Source organism: Paenibacillus sp. FSL M7-0802 (assembly GCF_038004945.1).
Lineage (GTDB): Bacteria > Bacillota > Bacilli > Paenibacillales > Paenibacillaceae > Paenibacillus > Paenibacillus polymyxa_B.
This window is the reverse complement of record NZ_JBBOSD010000001.1, coordinates 4,745,626-4,770,484: the sequence shown is the minus strand read 5'-3', so window position 1 is coordinate 4,770,484 and position 24,859 is coordinate 4,745,626. Positions and strand designations below refer to the sequence as shown.

Genomic DNA, 24,859 nt, shown 5'->3' with positions numbered 1-24,859 from the left:
CTGTGCTTACTCTCCAGTCAGCCCTGCCCTCTGTTATAAGGCTACATCTTCCTGACCTTATCGCGGCTGCCCTGCAAACTTTCTGCGAAAAAGAGCAAGTTCAACCATTTCCCAAAAAACAAGACATATGGCCTATGAGTATGTTGACAAACATCTTCAATATTTTCTTTTTGCCTCAAAGTCCTATTGTACAATTTGAAATATTAGGTAATATAGTGTTTATATTTACTATATGAATCTATTAAATGAATAAGGAGGAAATGATTATGCAAAAAAAATCGACGTTTCGAAAGTTCAAAACCATCGGTCTGACATCGTTGCTAAGTCTTGTATTATTCGCCCTTCCCGCTTCAGCTGCTTGGAATGATACATACACGGGGTACGCCACATATACGGGATCAGGATACTCTGGAGGGGCATTACTGCTTGATCCCATCCCTTCGGATGCCAAAATTACAGCGCTTAACCGCACACAACTGAATTATAACGGAATCAAAGCTGCATTAGCTGGAGCCTATTTGGAAGTTCAAGGTCCCAAAGGGAAAACAACCGTATATGTAACTGATCTTTACCCTGAAGGTCCAAGTGGCGCGCTCGATCTGTCCCCAAACGCGTTCAACCTGATTGGAAATCAAATAGACGGAAAAATCAATATTTCATGGAAAGTTGTCAAAGCTCCGGTTAACGGCAATGTCTCCTACCGCATTAAAGAAGGCAGCAGCCAATGGTGGGCAGCCATTCAAGTACGCAATCATAAATATCCGGTCTTGAAGATGGAAGTCCAACAAAACGGACAATGGCTCAATCTCGAAAAACAGGATTACAACCACTTTCTAGGTACTAACTTAGGAAAACAACCTCTGAAAATACGGATTACGGACATTCGTGGTGTCGTGCTGAACGATACAATCCCAGCTCTAGCGGAAAATGGTACAGGCGGAGCCTATATCGTTAAAGGTAACGTTCAATTTCCTGACTAATTGTAGTACCGTCATCTTTCTTCTTTTATTTGAATAGACAAACCCGGCCGGGAACCGACGCAATCCAATGCGTATAAGTGTTCCTGGCCTTTTTACGAAAAAACATTATTTTTCACAAAGAATCGGTTTGTTCACTGTCCTGTTCACAAGATCACACGTATAATGAATACATAAATAGGGTGTACTTTACAGCTACGTGCACACAGACAGGAGGCCTGTTCATATGAGCAATTTCAAAAAGCATCACAAGCTTCACAGCAAATTGCTGGTCAGCATTACGTTATGTATTACGCTAACGTTGCTGGTATCCACCACTGTGTATTATTTTTACTATATTCGCGTGGAAAAGGAGCAGGCATTCGAGGCCAATCACAACAGCTTGACGTTGAGAAGCAGAGAGGTTATTAACATGACATCTATTGCTCAATCGTTGGCATTCCAAATGTATCGCAGCAGTACCCTGTCCAAGTTGTTGTATTATCCAAAACCTAATGTATATGATGTAACCGCTGCCATGACCGAATTGAACAATTATCTTAACTCCATGCCGTATATCGAATCCATCTACGTGTTTAACCCTAAAAGCGGCACCTTCTACATTGCGTCCTCACAAGGTCAAAACGGGTTATTCAGCAAACATGAACTAGCTGATACAGATATCATTCGCGTGCTGGATCATTATCAGGACTATAAACCCTTTACGCCTATTCCACGCACGTATCCGCTGCTGTCTGCCTCAGACTCCAGAGCTGGAGTAGAGCAAGCAAGCCCAGATATCGCAGCCTATACGTATTTATGTTATGACGCAATTAACTCGAACGAAGCGATAAATTCGGCTGTGATTGTGAATGTGTCGGCGGCCTGGATGAACAAGGAAATGGCTGCGAATCCAATCTCAGGCGGGACCGCTTATATTTTAGACGATCAGGGCAGACTGTTGTCTGGTACAACATTGACAGACGAAACTTTGAACGAAAAAGAACAGCTATGGCTGCACACGAGAGTCAAAAAACAAGAAACAGGCTATTTTGTAGAAGACTTTCATGGTAAAAGATCACTCATTTCCTACACCTCTCCGGATGGACTAGGTTGGCAGTATATTAGTGTAACACCATATGAAAGCGTTATCAAAATGGCAAGTGTTATTCGTAATGCGATGTTACTGATAGCCGCCATCATTGCATTGGCAGGATTCGTGGCTTCGTGGCTGCTGTCCAAAATGCTGTATACGCCTATTGGCCAAATTGTTGTGCATATGAATTCACTGGAATCAGAGAAACGAAACAGTATGTACACGATCCGGCAAAACATTTTAAGAAATGTGATCCGGGGAATCCGAAATCTTCCTGCTGGGGAAGAACCGGAACGATTGCGCGAGCTTGGGATTACGTTCCAGTTCGACAAAGACTACCGCCTTGTGCTGCTGCGCATAGATGAATATACCCGATGGCAAAGCGAACGTGGACCTGATCTGCTACCCTATAAGTTTGCAATCATGAACATTGCTTCTGAAATATGCGGACAGACGTACCAGGTGGAGACCGTTGATATGGATGAGGACAGTGTACTGCTGATGCTTAACATTCTCGATCCCGCAGAACATACAGACACTGTACTGCTAGAAACTTTATTACGCCAAATACGTGAAGCTTGCTTTGAATATTTGAAGCTGAGCGTTTCACTGACTTACAGTGCCATCACAAGTCAACCAGAACGGCTGCATCGGCTGTACCGCCAGGTACAAGACGCATCTATGCACCGATTTTTTCAGGGGCACAGATGCATTATTAATGCGCAAAACACTACAGAGGAGGATATCCAAAATACTTACGTATATCCAGCCGATAAAGAGAAAAAAATGTTAGATATGCTACTGTCTGGTCATACGGAGGATGCACACAGTATGTTCAAAGAATTATTGATGCATATGGAAAAAAATCCTTTTTCCTCTGTTCAAGTGGCGATATCCCGGCTCATCATGAGTGTGAATAATGCTGTTCGGCATATCAGTGAGCTCAATGGATTTGCTATAGAATCTAAACCTGAATTACCATCCGCTGATCGGTTAGAGACCGCTGAGAATCTTATTGATCATTATCAATTGGTCTTTGATCATATTCGCTCCAGTCTATCGGAAAAACGAAACACGAAACAGGAACGACTGGTACGGCAAATTAATGAACGAATGGAGCAAGCCTATACGGATCCCAATTTTTGTCTCAATCAGATTGCGGAAGAGCTGGATATGTCGCCGATCTACGTCAGCAGGCTATATAAGCAACAGACCATGTCAACTATCGTGGACGTCATCCAACAACTTCGTATTCGCAAGGCCTGTGAGCTGCTGGAACAGACCGACTGGTCCGTAGCTGACGTAGCAGAACAAACCGGATTTGCAAGTAGCTCTTATTTCCATCGTATGTTCAAACGTAGCTTGGGCGTAACACCGACAGATTTTCGCCGTTCTAAAGCAAATGCGCAATAAGTAAACTGCTCTACACGCCTGCTCCGAGAACGGAACATTTCTCCCAAAAAATAGACTGACTTAAAAAAAGCAAGCCTCCAACATTCTGGAGACTTGCTTTTTTCTTTATCACAATTCTTTATGTTTTATTTAATCCCCTTCTCCTTTACATAGGCTTCCCATTGTTTTGTATATTCGGTTTGAATTTTCTCCAAACCAGCTTGGTTTGCCTTTTGCAAGAAGGTCTGCAAGCCTTGATCTACATTGTCGATCAGTCCAGCTTGGAGCGGATACAGATATTGCTTCTCAACCTGTTCTAGAGCTGCTTTTTCTGCTTGATATGTCGTGTAGTCTTCTGCAAAGCCGGTAAACAGGTCAGGCTTCTGGATTTTATCCAGCTCGGCAAAAATTTTCTTCACACGGTCAAAGCCAGAATCAAACAGCATGTATTCCGGGTTACGCCAAGCCCAACTATTCATACCTTCGCGTGAAAATCCATTAGTACTGCCGCTACCTATCATTTGGTAGTAACCATCTTTGACTTCGTAGTTTTTGCCTTCAATACCATATTGCGTGAGCAGGTTATAGCGTTTGTCCGTCACCAGCTTTTCATAAAAGGCCAATGCGCGCGCTGGATTCGGGCTGCTTTTTGGAATCGCAAAGCCGTTATGAATCGGATGCACTGGAGTTGCATAACCTGTCGTCAAAGGGAATGGGTAGTACTCGAGCTTCCAGTCCGGGTGAGATGCTTTGAGCTTAATGACCATATCATTAAACCGGGTTGGATTGTCACCGAAAATACTCGCTGCTTTACCAGAAGTCACTTGATCCTGAAGCGTATCTTTTACGTTTAATACGTTTTTGGGAATGAATCCTTTATCGGCCCAGCGTTTGTAAGTGTTCAGCTCTTCCTTTTGTTCATCCGAGCCCCAAAATTTATATACCTCTGTTGGTTTTTCGTATTTAATACCGATACCGTAAGGCAGTGTGCCCACACTCTTCGTTACTAATTCGGTATATCGATCATGCAGATTTCCCTTGATATCGCTGTTCAGAGATACGGTTTTCATATTTGGCTCATGCTGACGTATCCCATCCATATAAGCCTCATAACTTTTCATATCTGTCGGTTTAGGCAAATTGTACTTCTCACGTAAATCCTCACGCCATACAAAACCGTTTGTGACATATTCTTTATACGTGCCAGGCACGGTATAAATTTTGCCTCCGATTTTAACTCCATCCCACATGTCCTGAGGCACAAATTTTTGCAAGGCAGGTGCAGCCTTAGGCAGCAGATCGTCTAGCGGCAGGAATGCGCCCTTTTTGGCATAGGCCTGATACTGCGTCCAATCTGCAGTGAAGATCAGGTCGATAGGCTGACCCGAAGACAATAACAGCTTATATTTTTGATCCCAGTCTGTCCACGTCGTATAGTTAAATTTGACGGTGGCATTCAGATCTTTTTCCGCCAACTTATTGATCTCTGTCTCAATGGTAGGCAAGTCCTTAGGAGCATCCCCCAGCATATAAAATTGCAGCTGTACTTTCTGGGATTTATCATCCTCTCCATTTGCTTTTTGAGCGCTGTTTCCACTACCTCCTCCACATCCGGCTAATAGCGCCGTGATGACCATTACTGCAATCAGGATGGACATGCGTTGTTTTCTTTTCTTTGTGAATGTCATGTGAATCCTCCCTTTGAAATGGTAGTCTGATTAAATAAAACGCTTACAAAGAGTGCTATTTAGATGGCACAACGTCAGCACGTCATGCCATCACAGTCCTTGAGTGCCACTTTAGCCTTTTACCGCACCAATGGTCAATCCCTTAACAAAATAGCGCTGTACGAACGGGTACAGCAGCAAAATAGGTCCGGTAACCACGATAGCCATTGCCATTTTGGTCGACTCTGTCGGCATATCGTTGGAAAGGGTTACGCCAGTACCTGCACCCATTTGAGCGATAAATTGCATGGAGTTAATTACATTATACAGATAATATTGCAACTGGTATTTATGCGGATCGTTAATAAAGAGTGAGGATGAGAACCAGTCATTCCAGTAAGCCAAGGCCAGAAACAGTCCCACAGTGGCAATACCCGGTGTAGATAAAGGCAACACAATTCGATAGTAAATTTTAAAATCACCCGCACCGTCAATTTTAGCGGACTCGAACAGCTCTTCCGGCATGGAGGAACGAATGAAGTTTTTCATTAAAATGATCAGAAACGGAGTCATCAATCCCGGGAAAATAAGCACTGTATACGTATCAAGCAATCCTAAATACTTCGTCAGCATAATGTACCAAGGTACCAAACCGCCTCCGAACAGCGTCGTAAAGTAAATATAGAATGAAAACGCATTACGGTATTTAAAATCTTTGCGTGCCAGCACATATCCTGCCATCGTCATCAGGAACAGGCCCAACGTCGTACCTACAACCGTGGTAAAAATCGTCACCCCGTATGCCCTTAACACCTCTTCAGGAAAGGTGAACACCGTCCGGTAACCTTCCAGTGAGAATTGCTGTGGTATAAAGTGATATCCATCCCTGATAATCGATTCATTACTGGTCAGTGAAGCCGAAATAATAAGTAGAAACGGGAGTAAACAAGCAATGGAAGCAATAATGATAATCACATAAGAGATAATTTTAAAAATTCGAGTGTATACATCCTCTTTGATCGCCATCCGTTTGGGTCCTCCTTTCTAGAATAAGGCATACTCGTCGTTCAACTTGCGGATGATATAGTTCACGGTCATGATCAGTACAAAGCCGAATAATGATTGGTATACGCCTGCCGCCGAAGCCATCCCCACATCAAAAGTCACTTTCAGCGAACGGTACACATAAGTGTCCAAAATATCCGTCGTATTGTACAGCACCCCATTGTTGCCGATTAACTGATAAAAAAGATCAAATTGTCCTTTCATAATACTACCAAGCGCAAACAACAGCAGCACAACGAATGTCGATTTAAGCATAGGAACGGTAATGTACCAGATTCGTTGAAAAATGTTGGCCCCATCCATTTTAGCTGCCTCATAATATTCGTCACTGATACCTGTAATCGCTGCCAGATAGATCACCATACTGTAGCCGAGATTTTTCCATAAATAGAACAGGATAATCAGGAAAATCCATACCCATGGTTTGTTGTATACATCCACGCGTTCACCACCAAATTGCAGCAGCAGCGTATTCAGGAAACCATTATCATAATTAAATATGTTATACACGATAACACTTAGAATAACGAAAGAAACAAAATAAGGCAGGAACATCACGGATTGAGCGATCTTTTTAAAGTAGCGGCCTCGCAGCTCATTCAGCAAAATAGCGAGAACAATCGCTAGCACGTTACCGAGTAAAATAAACGCTGCATTGTATCCGACCGTATTCAATGTCAGTTTTGTCAGCGTGCCGGATTGCCATAGAAAGCGAAAATTTTGGAGTCCGACGAACTTGGCATCAAACAGGCTGGTATTAAAGTCGAACTGGGTAAATGCATAATAAATACCCACCATAGGAATGTAGGAATTAATGAAGAAAAAAATTAAAGTGGGCAACAACATCAAAAATAATACCCGATTGCGGAACAGTTCATAGAAGAACCCGTGTTTCCTACCCGTTCCCAGCCTCTTACCGTTCAGGCGGGAATCCGTTGTAAGCATTGCAGAATTTTTGGGCATAGGCTGATTCAATGTGAGTCACTCCCCCTCTGTATACGTTACCGACAGCAAGGTTTGTAGCACCGCCGCCGTATAACTATATATTATGTAAGCGCATTCAAAATGAAAAGTGAAGCCTCTCATGCTTCATGAACAAAGGAGTGTCCTGAGGAGTGAACAATTCGGATATTTGTGAAGTTTTGTGTAATATGAGGCGTCTAATCGACGCCTTAAGCCTATTCATAAAGCATATTTGAACGATCTATTCTACTCCTTTTGCCCACCCTGGAATGTGGTTTCATCCTGTTTTACCCGAAATCCGATTTTCTTGGCCTGCTCCAGCAGCTCAGCGGCATTATCCTGCGGCTTATATCCGATTAGTTCTTCCAAGTAGCCAATGTCATAATAATTATCCGTATTGGCTGACGTACCGTACAAATTAAGATAGCTCATCTCCGGACGAGCTTCGATACAGCAGACAGTCAGACGGATCATATCGCGCTCGGAGATCCAAATATGAGCGGCGCGCTCCGAATGGGGCCGATCATCTCCAGGAAAATTTCCGATACGGATATTCATTGAAGATATTTTGCCCTGATCGGCATACAGCCGTCCCAACAGTTCAATGTAGCACTTGCTCAATCCATAAAAACTGTCTGGTCGGTAGGGATCTTCTACATCTATGCTTTCACCTACTTTATAAAACCCTGTGGCATGATTGGAACTGGCAAAAACAATGCGTTTTACCCCATTTTTCACCGCAGCTTCATACAGCTTGTAGGCTCCACTAACATTGCCAGACAGCACTTTGCCGAGGAAATCCCCTTCATCCTTGATCCATGCAAAATGCAGTACCGTATCCACTCCGCGTGTAAGCTCAGCCAGTCGTGCAGCATCATGTATATCCATTTCCACAATCCCTGCCTCTTCATCCCTCTTCACATCAGCAGCGATTATTTCATATTTACCTTCCGCTTTTAGCCCTTCATACAATACTTTCCCAATTGTACCTGCTGCACCTGTAATCAACAATTTTCGTGCCATCGTCCGCATCTCCCTTCTTTGCTTGGTTGTATGCTGTCATCCATATCATAATCTTAACCAACTCCCCAGGGAGGAAACCCCTTAAACTCTCGAATTAGGCAGGTCAAAGCCCACGTAGCTGTGTCTCCTGTCGGCATATAAAAAGGGACCCTGCTACTGTGCAAGAGTCCCTTGTTGTTACTATAGTTTCAAGTTCTATCTTTCAATCTCTTGGTTTCAACTACTACGCTCAAGCTTGTCGTACTACTCTCGCTCTGCGATTAACCAAATAAATGCTAAGCCCGATTAAGATTAACCCGATAAGCAGGAAAGCCGTAATCGCTTCGCCCAGCACCAACGAGCTGACAAACACCGAGATCACAGGCACCAAAAACGTATAAGACGCAACTTTACTCGCATCCCCTGAATTAACAAGTGTGAAATACAGCAACCAGGAAAGTGAAATTCCCAACACCGTGCCGAATATCAGCCCTGACACATACGGGACATTCCATACGATATCCGACCAGTTTTCCGTCACCGTTCCAGCTCCCGTCAGCACGATGCCTCCCAGTGTACATTGGAATGCAACCAGCCACAGCGAATCCACACGCTGGTTTACCTTTTTCACATATACCGTTCCCAATGCCCAGCTCACGGCTGTAATAATGGCGATGATTACACCTGCCACAGCCACATGCCCTGAAAATCCGCCCACACTGACAGCTGCAACACCCAAAAATCCGATGATCAATCCAATCACCTTGAGTCTGGACATCGCTTCCCCTAGCCACATCCATGCAAAAATACCGACCAACACAGGCTGGAGATATACCAGCACAGAAAACAAGCCGGAGGGGACGTACATCAGTCCCACTGTTTGCAGGCCATAAAACAGTACCACGTTAAAAATACCTGAAATAGCATACACCCGCCAATTTTCTTTCCAACGAATGCGATTCCATCTCGGTACTAAAATCACTCCCAACAGTAGTCCACCCAGCAGTGTACGTAGTCCCGCAAACAACAGTGGAGGTGTGAATTCCAATGCGACTTTATAAATGGGCCAAGAAATGCCCCATAATACAACCAGCAGCGCGATCATCATCATCCGCTTGGCTGTCGTTAACTCTCCCATGACGCTATCGCTCCTCTATGAAAAAAATCACTAGACTTTATATACTACGCCTACAGAACAACTTTATCAAACAAAAAATATGTATTGGAAAGCTCCACCTTTCATGCCCGCTTGTTCATCGAGGTATGTCTTCGGACAGAGGAATCCAGTCATTTTCCTATGTTACAATATACCAAAAAGATAGATAAAGCTTATAAGGATAGGAGGTTGTCTGCACTTGATTTATATCATCAAATTTTTGTACAGCTTTGTGCTCCCTCCCGGTTTGTTCATCCTGGTGATGGCAGGGCTCGTGATCTGGCTATGGAAAAGGGCACGTATACCTGCGGTCGTACTGCTTCTTGTCACATTGCTGCTGTATGTTTCCTCGACCAATCTGGCTGGAGATTTGTTAATCAGTAGCCTGGAAAAACAGTACCCACAACCCCGTACCGTTCAAGGCGATGTCATTGTCGTACTTGGGGGCGGAGCCACACAGGGAACCCCCGACATCAATGGACAAGGCAATCTGCTAGGATCTGCGGCTAATCGACTGCTCACTGCGGCCCGACTGCACGAAGCAACAGGCTTACCTATTCTTTTCTCCGGCGGGCAAGTGTTTGGAGACAGTGGTAATGAAGCCAATATTGCGCAAAGGCAGCTACTAGGACTCGGTATTCCGGCAAAGGACATTCTGATCGAAAACCGTTCTTTGAACACACAGCAAAATGCCGTATATACATCGCAAATTTTGGGAAAACATCAACTCACTAGACCTGTTCTGGTGACCTCCGCTTTCCATATGCCACGTGCTGCACTGGAATTTCAGCGTGCAGGCATGCAGGTCATAGCTTATCCTACCGACTATCTGGCAAGTGAAAAGCTGGCACTGTATGCTGGCAAGCTCTCGCCGTCTGCTGGGGCCATGTCTACAACCGGAACAGCCCTCAAGGAATACCTAGGAATTCTTGCATTAAAGCTTAAATAATGTGATGTCTAATTGTATAGCGGCACACAGCACAAACAAGCGTCTTGCGCTCGCAGGTATAAGCCTGTAAGCTAGCAAGGCGCTTGATCTACCATTTCATATTTAATCCAAGAAAATATCCGATATTTGTTCTTCCGATATGACCTTAAAGCCTTCCTTTTTTAACAAAGCCGAGGTTACCCCGTTACCTGCTATTTTACGGTTTTCGAATGACCCATTATATATTGCTGCTGATCCGCAGGACGGGCTATTTTCTTTTAAAACAACAAATTTTGCGTTAACCTCTCTGGCTATATTCAGGGCTTCGTACGCACCTCTAATGTACATATCGCTGACATCGTTGCCTGAAAACTCGACCACCTTGGCTGTGCCGTTCAGCACATCCTCCCCTGTCCCTCCAACAATCTCAGCAGGCTCTCTCGGAGTCACAAAGCCCCCCAAAAGCTCAGGACAGATTGTCATAGCCTTCTTTTCCTCTACCAACTTCTGAATATGTACATCCAGGCTATCCGTCCCGTTATATCGTACCTTCATGCCCGCCAAACACGAACTTACCAGAATCATTAGTTCCACCTCATATCCATTGCATTCACTATTAAGTAGTTAAAGTATAAACAAATTTTCTCGTAGAGTCATCGTGCGAAAATTTAGACTCGCCACTACGTCCGCGTTCCGTAAGGTTATTCGTCCAGCTGATGTCATAATCATGATCCTGCGCTCTACCCATACCCTTTTGAATTCTGTTCGAAATACAAGTAATGAAAAAAGGCCCTGATTAGGGCCTTCAAATACTGCGGGAGTTCAACGGATCTCCTTTGTCATTTATCCCTTCTGTTTGACTTTCAATGGCCTTGATCAGTCCGATGGTACCGAAGGATATGAGGTCCTCCAAATCTTCACTGGTTTATCAAATTTAAGGAAGGCGGAACGTGTACTCATCCAAAATAACCTGATAAAAACAAGCCGGAGGCGCATGTTGGGCAGCACTACGGCTTAATTTTATTGTTGAGGTTCACCCTGCTCGTAAGTAAGATAAATTCACTCTTGCTATAAGTCGTAATTTAAGATATATTATTAATTAAATAATCAATCATTTAATTAATAAAAGTTTAGTTTAGAGAGAGGGGAATACATTTGGCAAGACCCATCAATGAAGAAAAAAGACTGGAGCGGCGTAAACGTATCCTAGAAGAAGCTGTTGTCCTGTTCGCAGAAAGTGGATATTCTAATACCACAACGGCAATCATTGCGCAGAGTGTAGGAGTGACTCCTGGAACCATTTTTCAATATTTCCCTAGCAAAGAAGCTTTATACTACGCCGCTGTTCTTGAGCCGCTTGCTGATATTCAGGCGAAATCGCTTGCTTGTCTACAACAAGAGGAGACGCCGGGCGTATTGATTAAGAACATGGTGGCAGAACAATTCAACCATATCTACTTCTATATAAATGAATTGCGGCTTGTTCAATCTGTCTTAGGACAACGAATAAGATTCCCTGAACTTACACAGAAGGTCCTTGAAAGTATAAAGGTAATGACAGATGCGATCGAATGCGTCTATGCCAAGGGACAGTTAATGGGAGAATTCAACAAAAGCTTTTCTCCAGCAATGATCTCTCGTGCCTATATCTCTTTCTTAAATGGAGTGGGCTTAACTCTTGCAGAAAGTATTATTCATCATCCCGAGTGGGAAAATCTGAAGGGGCATGCCTTTTATTTGTTCGCACCCATACAACCTAAAGAAAAACTGGAGGAGTCTGAATGAGTCAGGCATCATTACAACCCGATCTGACATTTAACGTTCGTGTAAAAAAACGAAAGAAAATTTTATGGAGCCTAGGGATCGTGCTTTTGCTTGTGATGGCTCTTATATTTTTTATATCTTATAAAGTAGTAGACACCTTGTTGCACCATCCTAGAGACACTAATGTCAGCTACGGATTGAATATCGATAAAACTCCCTACGAAGAGGTCGAGTTCAAGAGTTTGAAAAATGATAATACGATTAGAGGCTCCTTCTTTCCTGCAAGTGGTCTTTCTAGTAAAGAAAGTAATAAGACGATTATTGTCGTCCATGGATATACGAGCAATCGTTTAGTCAAAGGGCGGACCCAAAAGTTAGTAGAGCATTTCGTTCCGAAAGGCTACAATGTATTGGCATTTGACCTCAGCTCACAAGGTAAATCCGATGGTGATTTGATTACACTGGGCCTCAATGAAAAATACGATTTGCTAGGAGCTGTAAGCTATTTAAAATCGAGAGACCATACGGGTGATAACATTGGAGTTATTGGCTTTTCAATGGGTGCTGCTACTACTTTGCTGGCCGCAAATGAAAATGATGACATCAAAGCCGTAATTGCAGATAGTCCTTTTCGTAATGCTGGTCTATTTCTGAGAGAGGGTTTGCCCTTCTTTTCAGGTTTACCTGCGTTTCCATTCAGTTATACATCGACATGGATGGCAAATTGGGCCTTTAAGGTTGATCTTGATTCCATATCTCCTATGGATGCGGTAAAAAAGATGCAAGACAAGCCAGTTATGCTTATTCATGGTACTGGAGATCAGCAAATTAGTTATAAAAATACAGAAATTATTTACGAGTCCTTAAAAGATAACCCAAAAGCAGAAGTATGGTACCCGCAAAATACGGAGCACATCGATGCCATCAACCATTACCCCACTGAATATTTCAAAAGAGTAGATCGCTTTTTGGATGAGTATGTAGGAAAATAAATTCAATCCAAGAGAGCCAACTAGCGAAGGAGCTTGTCCTGATGAAGTGAAAATACCCAATAATATCAAGCATTTTTATCCTGTAGTGTAGAAAAACACTACAGGCTTTTATTTGCGTTTTAAATGAAAATACATAGCAAAATAGTTATTATTTAAGCGAAAAAAAACAGTGTACGAGTACTGAGCATGTTGATAAAAACAAAAAGACAAGCGTATGCTGTTCACTGGTCAGGAGAAGATCCTTTTTAGAGATCATTTGAACAAAGACCCGGAATCGAATTAATGAACTAGAAAACAACGCGTTCTCTACATGAGCAACAAAGAATAGTTCATCTGATATTTCCCATCTTGACAGTATTAAAGATATTCGGGAATTAAAGCTTATTGAACGAGTAACCACACTTATAGAAAAATTGCCTAGCGCTTTTCAGCGTAAAGGAGCAGTTGTTTTTATAGGATAACCTTATATAAGAATATTGGATGGGCAGAGGGGGATGCAATTTAAACACGCCTCTGAAAAGAAGCAAGTAATTGAACTATGAAAAAGACCTAAAAAGGCCCTGTTAAGGGCCTCAAGCGGCTTCATATATCTCCTTATCCATTACCCCTTCTGCTTGTAAAATTCATGGTACAGCTTCATTAATGCACGCTTTTCAATGCGGGACACATACGAACGCGAAATCCCCAGCTCTCTGGCAATTTCCCGCTGTGTTCGTTCCTCTCCTCCGGCTTCCAGGCCGAAACGGCCAATCACCACTTCTTTTTCACGCTCATCTAAAATATCCAGGTTGCGATAGATTTTACTCTTCTCGATTTTAAGTTGTACTTTATCTACAATATCGTCCGCCTCGGTGCCGAGGATATCAATCAAAGTAATTTCGTTTCCTTCCTTATCAGTCCCTATAGGATCGTGGAGAGATACGTCTTTGCGTGTTTTTTTCAGAGATCGCAAATGCATCAGGATTTCATTTTCTATACAACGGGCTGCAAATGTTGCCAGCTTGGTGCCTTTCCCGGTCTGAAAGCTTTCAATGGCCTTGATCAGTCCGATGGTGCCGATGGATATAAGATCCTCCAAATCTTCGCCGGTGTTATCGAATTTTTTCACAATATGGGCCACCAGCCGTAGGTTATGCTCAATGAGTGTGTTACGGGAGTGTGCATTGCCTTCGGCAAACAGCTTTAGGTGTCGAGCTTCCTCTTTCTCAGTCAATGGCTGCGGAAAGGCGTTGTTTTTCACGTAGGAAACGAGTAGCGTCAATTCCTTGATGAACAGAGCGATAGCGCTAAATAGTCCGGGCACGGATGACACCTCCTGAGGTAGTTGCGAACTTACCGGCCTTTGTTACTTACCGGGCTTGCGGTCTGTTTATTGTATGTAGGCAGGTGCCCATCCGTGCCTGTACTCCGAAAACTGCTCCGTAACAATTTGCCGGATATCTTTCTGGAGCAACCTCCAATACTTAATTCGAAGCATAGAGATCTCTTCGACACAAATCAACGCACTCCATATAGCCAGAGGAAAACCCGGGATACGCTTTACATTATTCATCACTTGGTTTCCCCATTTTCTTTCAGTAGAGTATTAACTTCTTTCTAGATATGACAATGGAAGTGGCGAATAGACCATTGTATCTCCATCTTCATCTCGTTTTAAAATAATAGCAAACTCAGCACCATTACTTTCATCGCCTCTTGGCAACGGAAATATCATAGCCGGACAACGCAACTCATAATTATGAGGAAATTCTTTTCGAAAGTTCTCTAAAGCATAATTCAGAATCGCATCTATTTTGTCGGTAAGCACATTAAATCCACCTATTACAAAATCATTATATTCTTGGGAAGCGGTGTACTTCTCAAATAATTTTCTTTTATATTCCTCAACAGTACTAAAACAAACTTCCCAATCCAAAGGGAAAATGCCATCTCCCAAATAATAAGTGTATAACTAGTATACATTCCATCATCAAGGAATATATTCATAGAGAGTTTCATATAAATGATATGAATCAACCTTTTCGACACATTCAAAAATTAAACTTAAGGAGGAATTTCAACATGGCAAAATTCAGTCAAAATCCAGACGACTATACTTTTTCCGTGGATCCTGTTGTTATAGCAGAGGAAAATGTTTCAACGAACGGAGATTCTAAAAATACTTTTCCGAAAAATGTTTTAATCGATAATAATCTATATTGGGAAAGTAGTTTAAGCGGTAAAGGTGGAGAAATCATCTTCAAATTAGATACAGGTAAGACGATCAATGATATTCTTTTAGCTCAGCCATCTTCTCGAGCTTTTATACTTTCATTTTCTTTTCACGGCTCTAATGACGGAGAAAACTGGTTTAGGTTAGGTGAAGTCGAAGCTTTGCCAACCATTGCAAAAACAACCTATCAATTTAGTAATGAGATTCCTTTTTCATATTATAAAATAACTGTACTTTCATCTGGGATGAGTAGTACAACCTCCTATTATGGTATACGATATATTCAGCTAAAAACCGCACTCATTAATGGTGTTCCTGCCTACAGAGCATCCAATATAAACCCCGCTATTGCGGAATAAGTTAAGTTAGTACACACAAAAAAAGGGGCTGGCCAACGCCGCCCCTTGATTCGTTCTATTTCATTTGAAGCATGTTATAAATCATCTCAGCCGCTTCCGCACGTGTGACCTCCTGCTTGGCCCGAAAGCTACCATCTGGATATCCTTGTACTAAATTTATCTCCGTTAGACCAAGTACATCCTTTCTGGCCCACTCGACAATTTGAGAGGAATCCGAGTATGCACTGCTTTCTTGCTGTGGTGTAGCCTTGATAATGTTATTCACCATTTTAGCCGCCTGCTCACGGTTAATGACCCGATCTGGGCCAAATTCTCTATTACTAAACCCGCGAGCGACCTGATCTTTAATCGCCGTTTTGAGAAGATCAACGTACCACGCCGATGGATTGATATCCTCGAAACCTAAAGTCACATCTGTTTCGAGCGGTAATTTCAAGGAACGGACCAGCATAGAAGTGAACTCCATACGCGTTACAGGTCTGTTCGGCTCAAACAGCGTGTGGGTTATTCCCTTTACTATACCCAAATCGGCAAGCACATTTATTTTTTCTTTATTAAATATCCGATCAATGTCACTAAAATGATTTGGCTTCTTCTCAACGGTTGAATCCTGAATGTGCTCTGTTTCTATCGGTTCCTTTATAACAGGCTGAATCGGTTTTACACTCTCCGCCCCTCCTGCTCCGCCACCTACGTCCACAGTATTACCCGTTGTTTTTCCATGCGCTTGTTTTGCCTCTGTGCGTTTTCCTTGACTATTTTCTGCCCAAAGTTGAACTGTATACAACTGCTTCTCTTTAAGTTGTCTCCAGATATAGCTTCGATCCTTACCACGATATAGCTCTGTTCCTCCTTCACTGGCAAGGACGAAAATATCATTCTCATGGTCTGATTCCCAATGGATGATAAATTCACTATTCGTTGTTTCCGTCTTCAAAAACGCAAACGCTGGAGACGGCAGCGTCTCGACCTGACCTTCTGTCTGCTTACCTTCACCACTTGTGTTCACTGGCTTAATGGTAATACGATACACTGTAGAACTGTCCAATCCATCTACTTTAAATTCATGGGTGGTCGTATGACCGATAAGCACCTCGTTTTGGTAGACATTGTAAGCATCTGCACCCGAAGCTTCTTTCCACGTAACAACCAAATCGGTATCTGTTACTTCTTTCACTGTCAATCTATTGTCTGGTATTTGACCTGGTAAAGCGCGATACGTGAAGGGAGCTGTATTACCTTCCCCCGTTGTATTCACAGCCTGTATACCAAACGAGTAAATCATACCAGGCTGGATATCTGAAAGTTTAATATGAGCATCTCTGGTGTTAAAAACTTCCCCCGTATCTTTACGGGTTACAGTATATTGATAAGCGCTCTTGATTTCTTCCCAGCTCAGTGAAATCTGGCCACCCTCAAGTGCTGTAACATTAACATTTTGTACTTCAGGAGGAAGTGTCAGCAGGTCACCCAACGCTGGCTGGCTGAAACCACTACTGTTCCCACTGCTCACTTGAAAATCATAGTTTCTCCCACCTGTTAAACCAGAAACAACCACACGTGGTTCCGTACTATAATAATTTTGACCGTTGATCGTTACCTTATATTGAGTTGCCCCATCAACCGGGGCCCATATCAATGTGGCATCGTGCTCGCGAACATCTTCAGCTGCAAGTTGTATAGCCGAATCAGGTAGTGTTAATGCGTTGATAGATGTATCTTCACCCGTGCCACTTCGATTGTAGGCTCGTATTTTAATATTGGCAGATCTACCAGCAGGCAAGCCCTCAAACGTATAAGAATGGATACCACGCGCAACCCGCACCTTCGGTTCATCGTTAACATTCAAGATGTATCCTTCAGCCCCCTGCACATCCTGCCACGAAACACCGATAGCATACACATCCTTCGTCACACTCGATAATGTCGTTACTCGATCAGGTAAAGTGATAACTCCCAGATGGGCATAGTCTCCGAATCCTGTTGCATTTTCAGCGGAAACGTTATAACCATACTCTGTTCCCGCCTGAAGATCAGTATCGGTGAATTCTGTATACACATCGTTATAAACCGATACTTCGTCACGTTCTAGGGCGTAGTAGGTGGCAGTGATTACAGAATTCCACTTCAAGTCGATTCCATCTTCTCTTACAGTTACATTCCGAAATCCGTTCGGGCTGTCTGGTAGACTTAAAAAAGATACATGCTTTGCTGTACCCTCTCCAGTGTCATTAATAGCTGATACAGAAACATCGTAATATTTACCAGGCTTCATTCCCGTAATTGGATTATACACATCCTGTGTAACCGTATCCTTAAATATGATTTCTCCCGTACTTACGTCTGCTGCTGTAATATTATATTTGTTAGCTGATGAGACTGGCGTAAAGTCAGCCATGATTTCTGCAGAATGACGAGAGACAGGTCGTAACTGGACATGCTCAGGGGCATCAGGTAACGTTAATATATGGACTCGATTGGAATAGGCATTGCCTCCTACATGATTACTAGAACGGACTTCATATTCGTATTGCCGTCCTCCTTGTAGCCCTCTATCTGTAAAAGAATTTGTCGGATGCGTAACATCCCAAACCTCATTAGTTGTTAGATTTCGGACTGTATAAACGTAACCATTATCAAGACCAGACGGGAGAGTCCACTGCAAATCAGCTTCTGTATTTCGTATGGATGTCGCAGAGAGCACAACCGACTGGGGCTGCCTTTGAATGCGAAGTGCACTGCTGACCGTTTCATAAATGTTACCCACCCTGTCTTTGACCTTGGCATGAACATACCATTCACCTTCATCTGAAAGATCCATCTGGATTGTTGTATCGGCTGCAACATCCCAGTTTTCTGGTGAATCAGGGCTGTTCGTGATTTTATACTGCATTGTGGATGACTCAATCCCCGAATGCTGATCGGCATATCGTATCCTCACATGAATATGGGTATCTTTCCATTCACGCGAATCCGGCATCAGTTGGATCGTCGGTGGTTCCAAATCAATATAAGATATTGCGGATACTGGATCACTTCGATTCCCAGCTGAATCTACAGCTTGAGCAGTCAATTTTACGATACCCGAACCATTTAATATTCCAGACGAACCAGACACATAGGTGCCAGAACCCAATTGATATTCATAATGTACTGCTGTAGTATCCGTCGCACCCGATAGAGTAAACTGCACTGGCTTATTGGTATATCCGGTAGGTATCGTCACCTCGGAAAACGTAACTTTCGGAGGCGTTGGCTTGGTTCGATCAATCATGACCGATTGAGTCACGATTGGACTAGACACGTTGAGATTATTGATCGTCCGCGCTGATAATTCGTAAATCCCTTCTGCGTTTAATGTAAAAGTGCCATTGTATGTCTGCCATTCCCCTAATGGGCCCAAGCGATACTGTGTCATCTTAATTCCATTTGTAAGGTCACTTCCTGAATCAATGGTAATATTCACATCATGGTTCGTTGGGCCTGTTTCACTAGCCCGGATGACAGGAGCAGTCGGTCCCTTTTTATCAATGGTGACTTCTTTGCTTACTTCTTGGCTCACATTACCGACGCCGTCAATGGAGCGTGCATGTACCGTGCTTTTGCCATCTTTATTCACATGAAACACTCCATCATAGTCCTGCCAATCTTGATTCACAACGCCCGTCAAACGAAATTGAGTATGGGCTAGTCCAGAATAATCGTCTGTTCCCGGTTGTAATGAAATCGTATAGTCATTACTGTTTCCCGTTGCGTTTAGGATGGGTGGAGTTGGTGACATCTTGTCTATTCGGACATTCCCGGAAGAAAGACCACTATACTGGTTATTCACGTCTACTGTCCGGGCATAGATCGTATTTACACCGTGATCATATACAGTAAAGGGACCTGTGTATGGCTGGAATGCTCCTCCATTCAGGCTATATTCATAGTATTTTAGCCCTTCAGGAGCCACGTCCCCATTTATCCACACGGTTACGGGTTCTTTGGTCCATCCTGTAATCGCTTGTCCCTCTGTACCTGCATGGATCTGAGGTGGTTTAGGCATTAGGTCCGATTTGGGAATAACACGGATTCCAAACTTGGATATTTCATTGCTTGTCTGTTGGTTAGTTCCCATCGCTCTGAAATATCGAACATCCCTTAATGTAATAGAGTCGGTGATATCTATCCATTTTCCCTGGTAAAATCTATCGGCATAGAATTTCGTTACATTAGTCCATGTGTATAAGTTCGTTCCGTTAGGCCTCCAACTGTCGCCTGCTGCGTTATTAGATGTATATATATCAGTATGATACGACCCTTCAATGTAAACAAAAATTCTATAATCAGAAGTCTTAATAGATCTTCCAATATCAATAAAACGATTTGTCGGCTGCGTAGTACCATCACATTTATACCTGGCCGAACCCATGCCAGTGTATACTTCCGTTGCTCCTATCCCACTTCCTGACCAAGAGCCCCAACTGTCGCCTCCACCCGGCAAATTGTTTTGGCAAAAAGGTCCTCCCATGATCTCCTGAGTAGCAGCTGATACCCTTTCCGGAAATATGGGAATTATCGTTAATAGTAGGACTACAGCCAAAAATCCGTACACCCACTTCCTATACTTCCTTACCTTTCGCTTATTTTTTCGATACATACACTTCTCCTTACTTTATTTTATTTTCAAAGAGTTTTACAAACTCGCTTCGGATAAAATAGAAAAAGCACCTCAAACGAAGGCGTTAATGCCTAAGTTTGAGGTGCTTCCTCTATATCACGAGTATGTTTTGAAGCTATTATACTTCGTTCCAAGCAAGTTGTAAACAGAACTGACAAATTATTTGAAAGTGTTAATGGACCTGAACGCCTAAGTTCCGAAAAAATCCTCGCATATTCTGCATGTAAGAATCCTGAGTAGCGGAAGATTCCTTAAGAAGATTTTGCATACTGTTCATAAAAGCAGAAGCTGATGTCGTATCCGCTTTGTCAAACCGATTGTTTAGCGGTGTGTTATTGAGCAACTCTGCGTTCTGTCCCGTACGTTCCTTGTATTTCTCAATCCAATCGGGATGTTGAGGAACCTTTTGCGCAAAATTTAACAGTTGGCTCAGCCCATTTCCTCCACCTTTAATATCATTCATGTACGCAGTATATTTTTGAGGATCAACCTGCTTCATCACTTCCGACAGCTTGACATAATCCTCAGGAGCACCTGACGGACGATCTATTGGAGTCGTGTAGCTAATATCTCCGGTCTCTGGATCAGTGGATCGTGTCAAAGCAATACTAGCAATCTGGTTCATGGTTTCCAGAAACTCTTTGGCCTTGTCGCCTTCCATGTAATGATCGGCAATATACTTGGATTGAGTAACTCCCATCTCCAGCAGCACAGCTCGTTGACTCTCATCCGTTACTGTTCCGTCGACGATAAAATTAGATTCAATCATACTGTACACTGCATTAGACACTTCTTCTGGCTGACCTTCCAAAACCCGGTTTAATGAATCATTGATCTGTGTTGTACCGAAATACTTGGCAGCCTGTGATACAATAGCTCCTTCCGCCAACTGTCTACCGGCTTCACTAATCTCCACGGAGTCTTGAACTACCACTCTGGAGACCTGTTCTTCATGAAGCTGGGGTGGTGGAGCTTGCTTGCTTGTCGGATTGATCCGTAAGCTACTTGCATTAAGAATCGCTTGCTGTGCTCTAAGAGGTCCAAAATTCATTCTATTTCCTCCTGTCATGTTTGTAACAGGCAATCTAAGGCGTATGTATAGTGTAATGTGACCCTGTTTCTATATATATCGGACAAAGCATATATGGAATGAACATATGCTTTGTCCTAAAATTGAACAAATATTGAAACGAACTACTTTTGTTTCAGATATAAAATATTCAAGCAACAAGTTACCTTAAGTGTTAGCTTAACCCGTCCATCAGCCGCCATAAATACTATAGGCAAAGTGATATACAATATCTGTGTCTATAATCGAAGTACCTGACACCTGAACGGCTACCCCTGATAGATCATAGTAGTGTGTAAAACTGATGGCTCCAGACAGGTATTCCGCTATACTTCCAGTGGAAGATGGCAGGGAAAGAGTCACACTAAAGGCTCCATTCTGGTCCGTATAAGCTGTGCCTGTACGAGTACGATTTCCGCTGCTTTCAGTCCAGTTCTGATTCAACCAAGTCACATCAACAGGCGCATTTGCCACTGGATAACCATCAGTTGTCTTAACTACCCCCTTCACGGTAAGGTTGCTGCGTTGATTAACCCGATAATGACGACCATATGAGTAGTTCGGATAATCATTAGGACCATTAACAGAATCATAGCCGGTAATTTCAATTTTGCCAGCCCGAAGCACTGGCTTCAGTGTAAGTGTGTATAAATGATTGGGTGAATACTGATTGGTTGTGTACACTCGCACATAGTAGGTTCCTGTATTTAAGCTGACATTATGGTTCGTTTGCGGCAAAAGCGCCATTTGGTTTCCTGTAAGAGCTCCGTAGACTTCCGCTTTGTAGCCATAACCGTCCGAAACACTATCAAGCTTTACGTTCAAAGCATCATAATTGCGGCTGGCAGGGATCGTAACTTGGTACCAGTCATTATCAATGCCTGAATGAATGGAGCGTGAATTAAGCGATGAACCGCCCGTACTAAAGGTAAAGTTATAGGCATGGAAAGCACTCTCATCTGGTTCATATGCATCGTAGCTGGAGCTTGTATCGACCGTTAGATAGAAAGGATCATTGATGCTGGAACCCTTTTTGGCATGAACAGCAATCGCATATGCCTTTTCATATCCGGTAGCGTTACGGGTTCCTACGTTCTCAGGAAGTGAGGCAGCCCCCTGTTCATAATTGTTAAAATAAGTACCATAGGTGGATGCGTCAATGGCATTAGGATTAATGTCACCTGTCGTCATATCAAACTCATATAAGTATAAGTCATAGTCAAGCTGGGCTGAAAATGGACCATCCAACTGGGACTGCAACAATTCACCAGGCTGCAAATAGATCGGATATAAAAATTGTGTGCCTCCCTCTTGCGTAATCGTACCGGAATACGTAGCAGAGGAAACTGTGGCTGATGCAGCCATTGGGTTTGCCTTCAGCGAAGAAATGGGTTCCCTTTTCAATGATGTTGTCTCTGGTGTCTTGAAGTTGAGATTTTCTTGCATGACATAAACCGAAGACGTAACGTTGTCTGGCTTGTCTGCTCGCGTTAAACGCTTAATCACGTCTTCATTTCCAGTTGTTAGCTGAATCTCGGATTCCGCCTTAATCGCTTGATCCGATGCAGCCTCCGTGCTTTCACTCGCATTCGCAGTCATTCCGAAAGCAAACAGGAGCATCATGCTTAACATCACTGCAATAGCCTTTTTGAACCTCTTCATACTGAAATCCCCTCTCAAATAGTTTAAGGAATTCCCGCTATCCCCGGATAAACCAGGGTGATTTCTAGGCTGTATGGCTCTATCATAAATCATCTTTGGTTCTATTGGAATATATTATGCAAAACAATTTCTATTTGTAATCTATGAAAACAAGACCATTTTCTTATTCTTGGTGAATAAACATGAAAAGTCGCTCTTTCAGAAATGGAAAGCCTCAGCTAACCATTCAAAAAAAGCGACTCTCATGAATCAAAACTACATTAAAGCATATCTTAATTTCTCAAGCTATAAGCAAACAGATAAACAATGTCCGTCGCACTAATCGAAGTTCCATCGACCTGAGCGGCAACTCCTGTAAGATCATAGTAGTGTGTGGAACCAATTTCACTTATATAATCTACATTTTTTCCTGTCGATTGTGGAAGAGAAAGGGTCACACTGAATTTACCGCTATCATCGGTGTACGTAGAAGCCGTTCTCGTACGGTTACCGCTGCTCTCGCTCCAGTTCTTATCCAGCCATACGACCGTGACAGGAGCATTGGGAACCAGTTGACCATCTGTTGTTTTCACAACACCGTTCACGATCAGACTGCTGCCTCCGTTAATACGATAATGACGACCGTAAGAATATGTCGGATAATCATAATAGCCATTGGAGTTATAGCCGGTAATTTCAATTTTGCCAGCTCGAAGCACTGGTTTAATCGATAGTGTATACAAATGGTCGGCTGAATACTGACTTGTGCTGTGCACTCGTACATAGTAGATCCCTGTGTTTAGGGTAACATTATGATTGGTTTGCGGTAGAAGCACCATTTGATTGCCAGTAAGAGCTGCATATACTTCCGCTTTGTACCCATAGCTTTCCGAAGTGCTGTCCAGCTTCACATTTAATGCATCATAATTACGACTGGCCGGCACTGTAACTTGATACCAATCGTTGTCTTTAGCGGAATGGATGGTGCGGAAGTTAATCGAGGAGCCTTTGTCGTTAACCGTAAAATTATAAGCATGAAAGGCACTGTCATCGGGCTCATAGGCATCATAGTTGGAGCTTACAGCTACAGTTAAATAGAAAAGGTCATTGATGCTAGCCCCCTTCTTGGCATGAACCGCAAGCGCGTAAGCCTTTTCAGCTCCGATCGAGTTGCGAGCTCCTACGTTTTCAGGAAGAGAAGCAGCTCCTTGCTCATAATTGTTAACATAATTCCCGTAGTTGGAAACGTCTATGGGATTGGAATTAATATCGCCTGTCGCCATATCAAACTCATACAGGTATAAGTCATAGTCAAGCTGGGCTGAAAATGGACCATCCAACTGAGCCTGTAACAATTCACCCGGCTGCAAATAGATCGGATATAAAAACTGTGTGCCTCCCTCTTCTGTAATCGTACCGGAATATGTAGCAGTGGACGCCGTCGCTACGGTCGCTGCGGCTTTAGATGATACTGAGTTTGCACTGGCTTTGAGCGAAGGGGTAACTCTCTTTTTCAATACAGATTTCTGTGGTGTCGCCAAGTTAATATTTTCTGTAATGGTGTACACCGAATCTGTGATACTGGCAGGCTTGTCCGCGCGTGTTAATTGTTCAATAACACTTTCCTTATCAGTTGTTAGCTGCACATTGGAAACTGTTTGAATCGTTTGATCCGTCTTCACCTCTGGGCTTGCACTCGCGTTCGCCGTCATACCGAATGAAAGCAGGAGCATTGAGCTTAGTGTAACTGAAACCACCTTTTTAAATCTTTGCATACTGAAATCTCCTCTCAAATGTATTAAAAAAATCAACCATTCCCCAAATATATACAGGGAAATTCTAGGATGTCCTTTTCTATCATAAAGTAATTCTGGTTCAAATGGAATATACTTCTTAAAAAATTCTTATTTGTAATTCCATGTGAATAGGTTTAG

18 protein-coding genes and 1 pseudogene are annotated in these 24,859 nt (G+C 42.9%); 6 read left to right on the top strand and 13 right to left on the bottom strand.

Annotation, left to right across the window (positions count from 1 at the left end; genetic code table 11):
- Window positions 1-266: 266 nt before the first annotated feature.
- Window positions 267-980, top strand: a complete 714-nt coding sequence (locus tag MHB54_RS21885; protein WP_023989541.1) for an expansin EXLX1 family cellulose-binding protein — start codon at window positions 267-269, stop codon at window positions 978-980.
- A 223-nt stretch (window positions 981-1,203) separates the two neighbouring features.
- Window positions 1,204-3,465 (top strand): AraC family transcriptional regulator, encoded by a 2,262-nt coding sequence (locus MHB54_RS21880; protein ID WP_264454748.1) that lies wholly within the window; start codon window positions 1,204-1,206, stop codon window positions 3,463-3,465.
- A 125-nt stretch (window positions 3,466-3,590) separates the two neighbouring features.
- On the opposite strand, the gene MHB54_RS21875 is transcribed toward MHB54_RS21880, so the two are convergent.
- The 5 genes from MHB54_RS21875 to MHB54_RS21855 form a co-directional block, all read right to left on the bottom strand.
- A complete protein-coding gene (locus tag MHB54_RS21875; protein ID WP_023989543.1) occupies window positions 3,591-5,132 on the bottom strand; it encodes an extracellular solute-binding protein in 1,542 nt (513 codons plus the stop codon).
- 111 nt (window positions 5,133-5,243) lie between these two features.
- Window positions 5,244-6,137, bottom strand: a complete 894-nt coding sequence (locus MHB54_RS21870; RefSeq protein ID WP_013311212.1) for a carbohydrate ABC transporter permease — start codon at window positions 6,135-6,137, stop codon at window positions 5,244-5,246.
- Between the two features lie 18 nt (window positions 6,138-6,155).
- Window positions 6,156-7,151: an ABC transporter permease gene (locus MHB54_RS21865; RefSeq protein WP_023989544.1), complete on the bottom strand. Its 996-nt coding sequence runs from the start codon at window positions 7,149-7,151 to the stop codon at window positions 6,156-6,158.
- 234 nt (window positions 7,152-7,385) lie between these two features.
- Window positions 7,386-8,162 (bottom strand): NAD-dependent epimerase/dehydratase family protein, encoded by a 777-nt coding sequence (locus MHB54_RS21860; RefSeq protein WP_264454747.1) that lies wholly within the window; start codon window positions 8,160-8,162, stop codon window positions 7,386-7,388.
- A 229-nt stretch (window positions 8,163-8,391) separates the two neighbouring features.
- The gene (locus MHB54_RS21855; protein ID WP_209942958.1) at window positions 8,392-9,279 is read right to left on the bottom strand and encodes a DMT family transporter; all 888 of its coding nucleotides are present in this window, start codon (window positions 9,277-9,279) and stop codon (window positions 8,392-8,394) included.
- 217 nt (window positions 9,280-9,496) lie between these two features.
- On the opposite strand from MHB54_RS21855, the gene MHB54_RS21850 reads away from it, so the two are divergent.
- The gene (locus MHB54_RS21850) at window positions 9,497-10,246 is read left to right on the top strand and encodes a YdcF family protein (protein WP_028540426.1); all 750 of its coding nucleotides are present in this window, start codon (window positions 9,497-9,499) and stop codon (window positions 10,244-10,246) included.
- Window positions 10,247-10,348: 102 nt separating this feature from the next.
- On the opposite strand, the gene MHB54_RS21845 is transcribed toward MHB54_RS21850, so the two are convergent.
- Together MHB54_RS21845 and MHB54_RS21840 are read right to left on the bottom strand one after the other, a co-directional pair.
- Window positions 10,349-10,810, bottom strand: coding sequence for a DUF523 domain-containing protein (locus MHB54_RS21845; protein WP_023989548.1), 462 nt, complete (start codon window positions 10,808-10,810; stop codon window positions 10,349-10,351).
- A gap of 250 nt (window positions 10,811-11,060) precedes the next feature.
- Window positions 11,061-11,150: pseudogene (locus MHB54_RS21840) on the bottom strand (RNA polymerase subunit sigma-70); the annotation flags it as partial.
- Between the two features lie 230 nt (window positions 11,151-11,380).
- Here MHB54_RS21840 and MHB54_RS21835 point away from each other — a divergent pair.
- Both MHB54_RS21835 and MHB54_RS21830 read left to right on the top strand, forming a co-directional pair.
- Window positions 11,381-12,010 (top strand): TetR/AcrR family transcriptional regulator, encoded by a 630-nt coding sequence (locus MHB54_RS21835; protein WP_023989549.1) that lies wholly within the window; start codon window positions 11,381-11,383, stop codon window positions 12,008-12,010.
- Entirely contained in the window at window positions 12,007-12,981 is a 975-nt protein-coding gene (locus MHB54_RS21830) for an alpha/beta hydrolase (protein ID WP_264454746.1), read from the top strand. The genes MHB54_RS21835 and MHB54_RS21830 overlap by 4 nt, the downstream gene beginning before the upstream one ends.
- 601 nt (window positions 12,982-13,582) lie before the next feature.
- On the opposite strand, the gene sigK is transcribed toward MHB54_RS21830, so the two are convergent.
- Window positions 13,583-14,284 carry an RNA polymerase sporulation sigma factor SigK gene (sigK, locus tag MHB54_RS21825; RefSeq protein ID WP_013311218.1) on the bottom strand — a complete coding sequence of 234 codons (702 nt, stop codon included), beginning with the start codon at window positions 14,282-14,284 and terminating at the stop codon, window positions 13,583-13,585.
- Window positions 14,285-14,566: 282 nt separating this feature from the next.
- Entirely contained in the window at window positions 14,567-14,896 is a 330-nt protein-coding gene (locus tag MHB54_RS21820) for a hypothetical protein (protein ID WP_226887735.1), read from the bottom strand.
- Window positions 14,897-15,042: 146 nt separating this feature from the next.
- On the opposite strand from MHB54_RS21820, the gene MHB54_RS21815 reads away from it, so the two are divergent.
- The gene (locus MHB54_RS21815) at window positions 15,043-15,552 is read left to right on the top strand and encodes a discoidin domain-containing protein (RefSeq protein ID WP_264454745.1); all 510 of its coding nucleotides are present in this window, start codon (window positions 15,043-15,045) and stop codon (window positions 15,550-15,552) included.
- Window positions 15,553-15,607: 55 nt separating this feature from the next.
- Here MHB54_RS21815 and MHB54_RS21810 read toward each other — a convergent pair whose 3' ends face one another.
- The 4 genes from MHB54_RS21810 to MHB54_RS21795 form a co-directional block, all read right to left on the bottom strand.
- Window positions 15,608-20,194 carry a fibronectin type III domain-containing protein gene (locus MHB54_RS21810; RefSeq protein ID WP_023989554.1) on the bottom strand — a complete coding sequence of 1,529 codons (4,587 nt, stop codon included), beginning with the start codon at window positions 20,192-20,194 and terminating at the stop codon, window positions 15,608-15,610.
- A 193-nt stretch (window positions 20,195-20,387) separates the two neighbouring features.
- A complete protein-coding gene (locus tag MHB54_RS21805; protein WP_023989555.1) occupies window positions 20,388-21,266 on the bottom strand; it encodes a hypothetical protein in 879 nt (292 codons plus the stop codon).
- A gap of 210 nt (window positions 21,267-21,476) precedes the next feature.
- A complete protein-coding gene (locus tag MHB54_RS21800) occupies window positions 21,477-22,946 on the bottom strand; it encodes a hypothetical protein (protein ID WP_076295478.1) in 1,470 nt (489 codons plus the stop codon).
- 272 nt (window positions 22,947-23,218) lie between these two features.
- Window positions 23,219-24,700, bottom strand: coding sequence for an Ig-like domain-containing protein (locus MHB54_RS21795; protein ID WP_264454744.1), 1,482 nt, complete (start codon window positions 24,698-24,700; stop codon window positions 23,219-23,221).
- Window positions 24,701-24,859 lie beyond the last annotated feature (159 nt).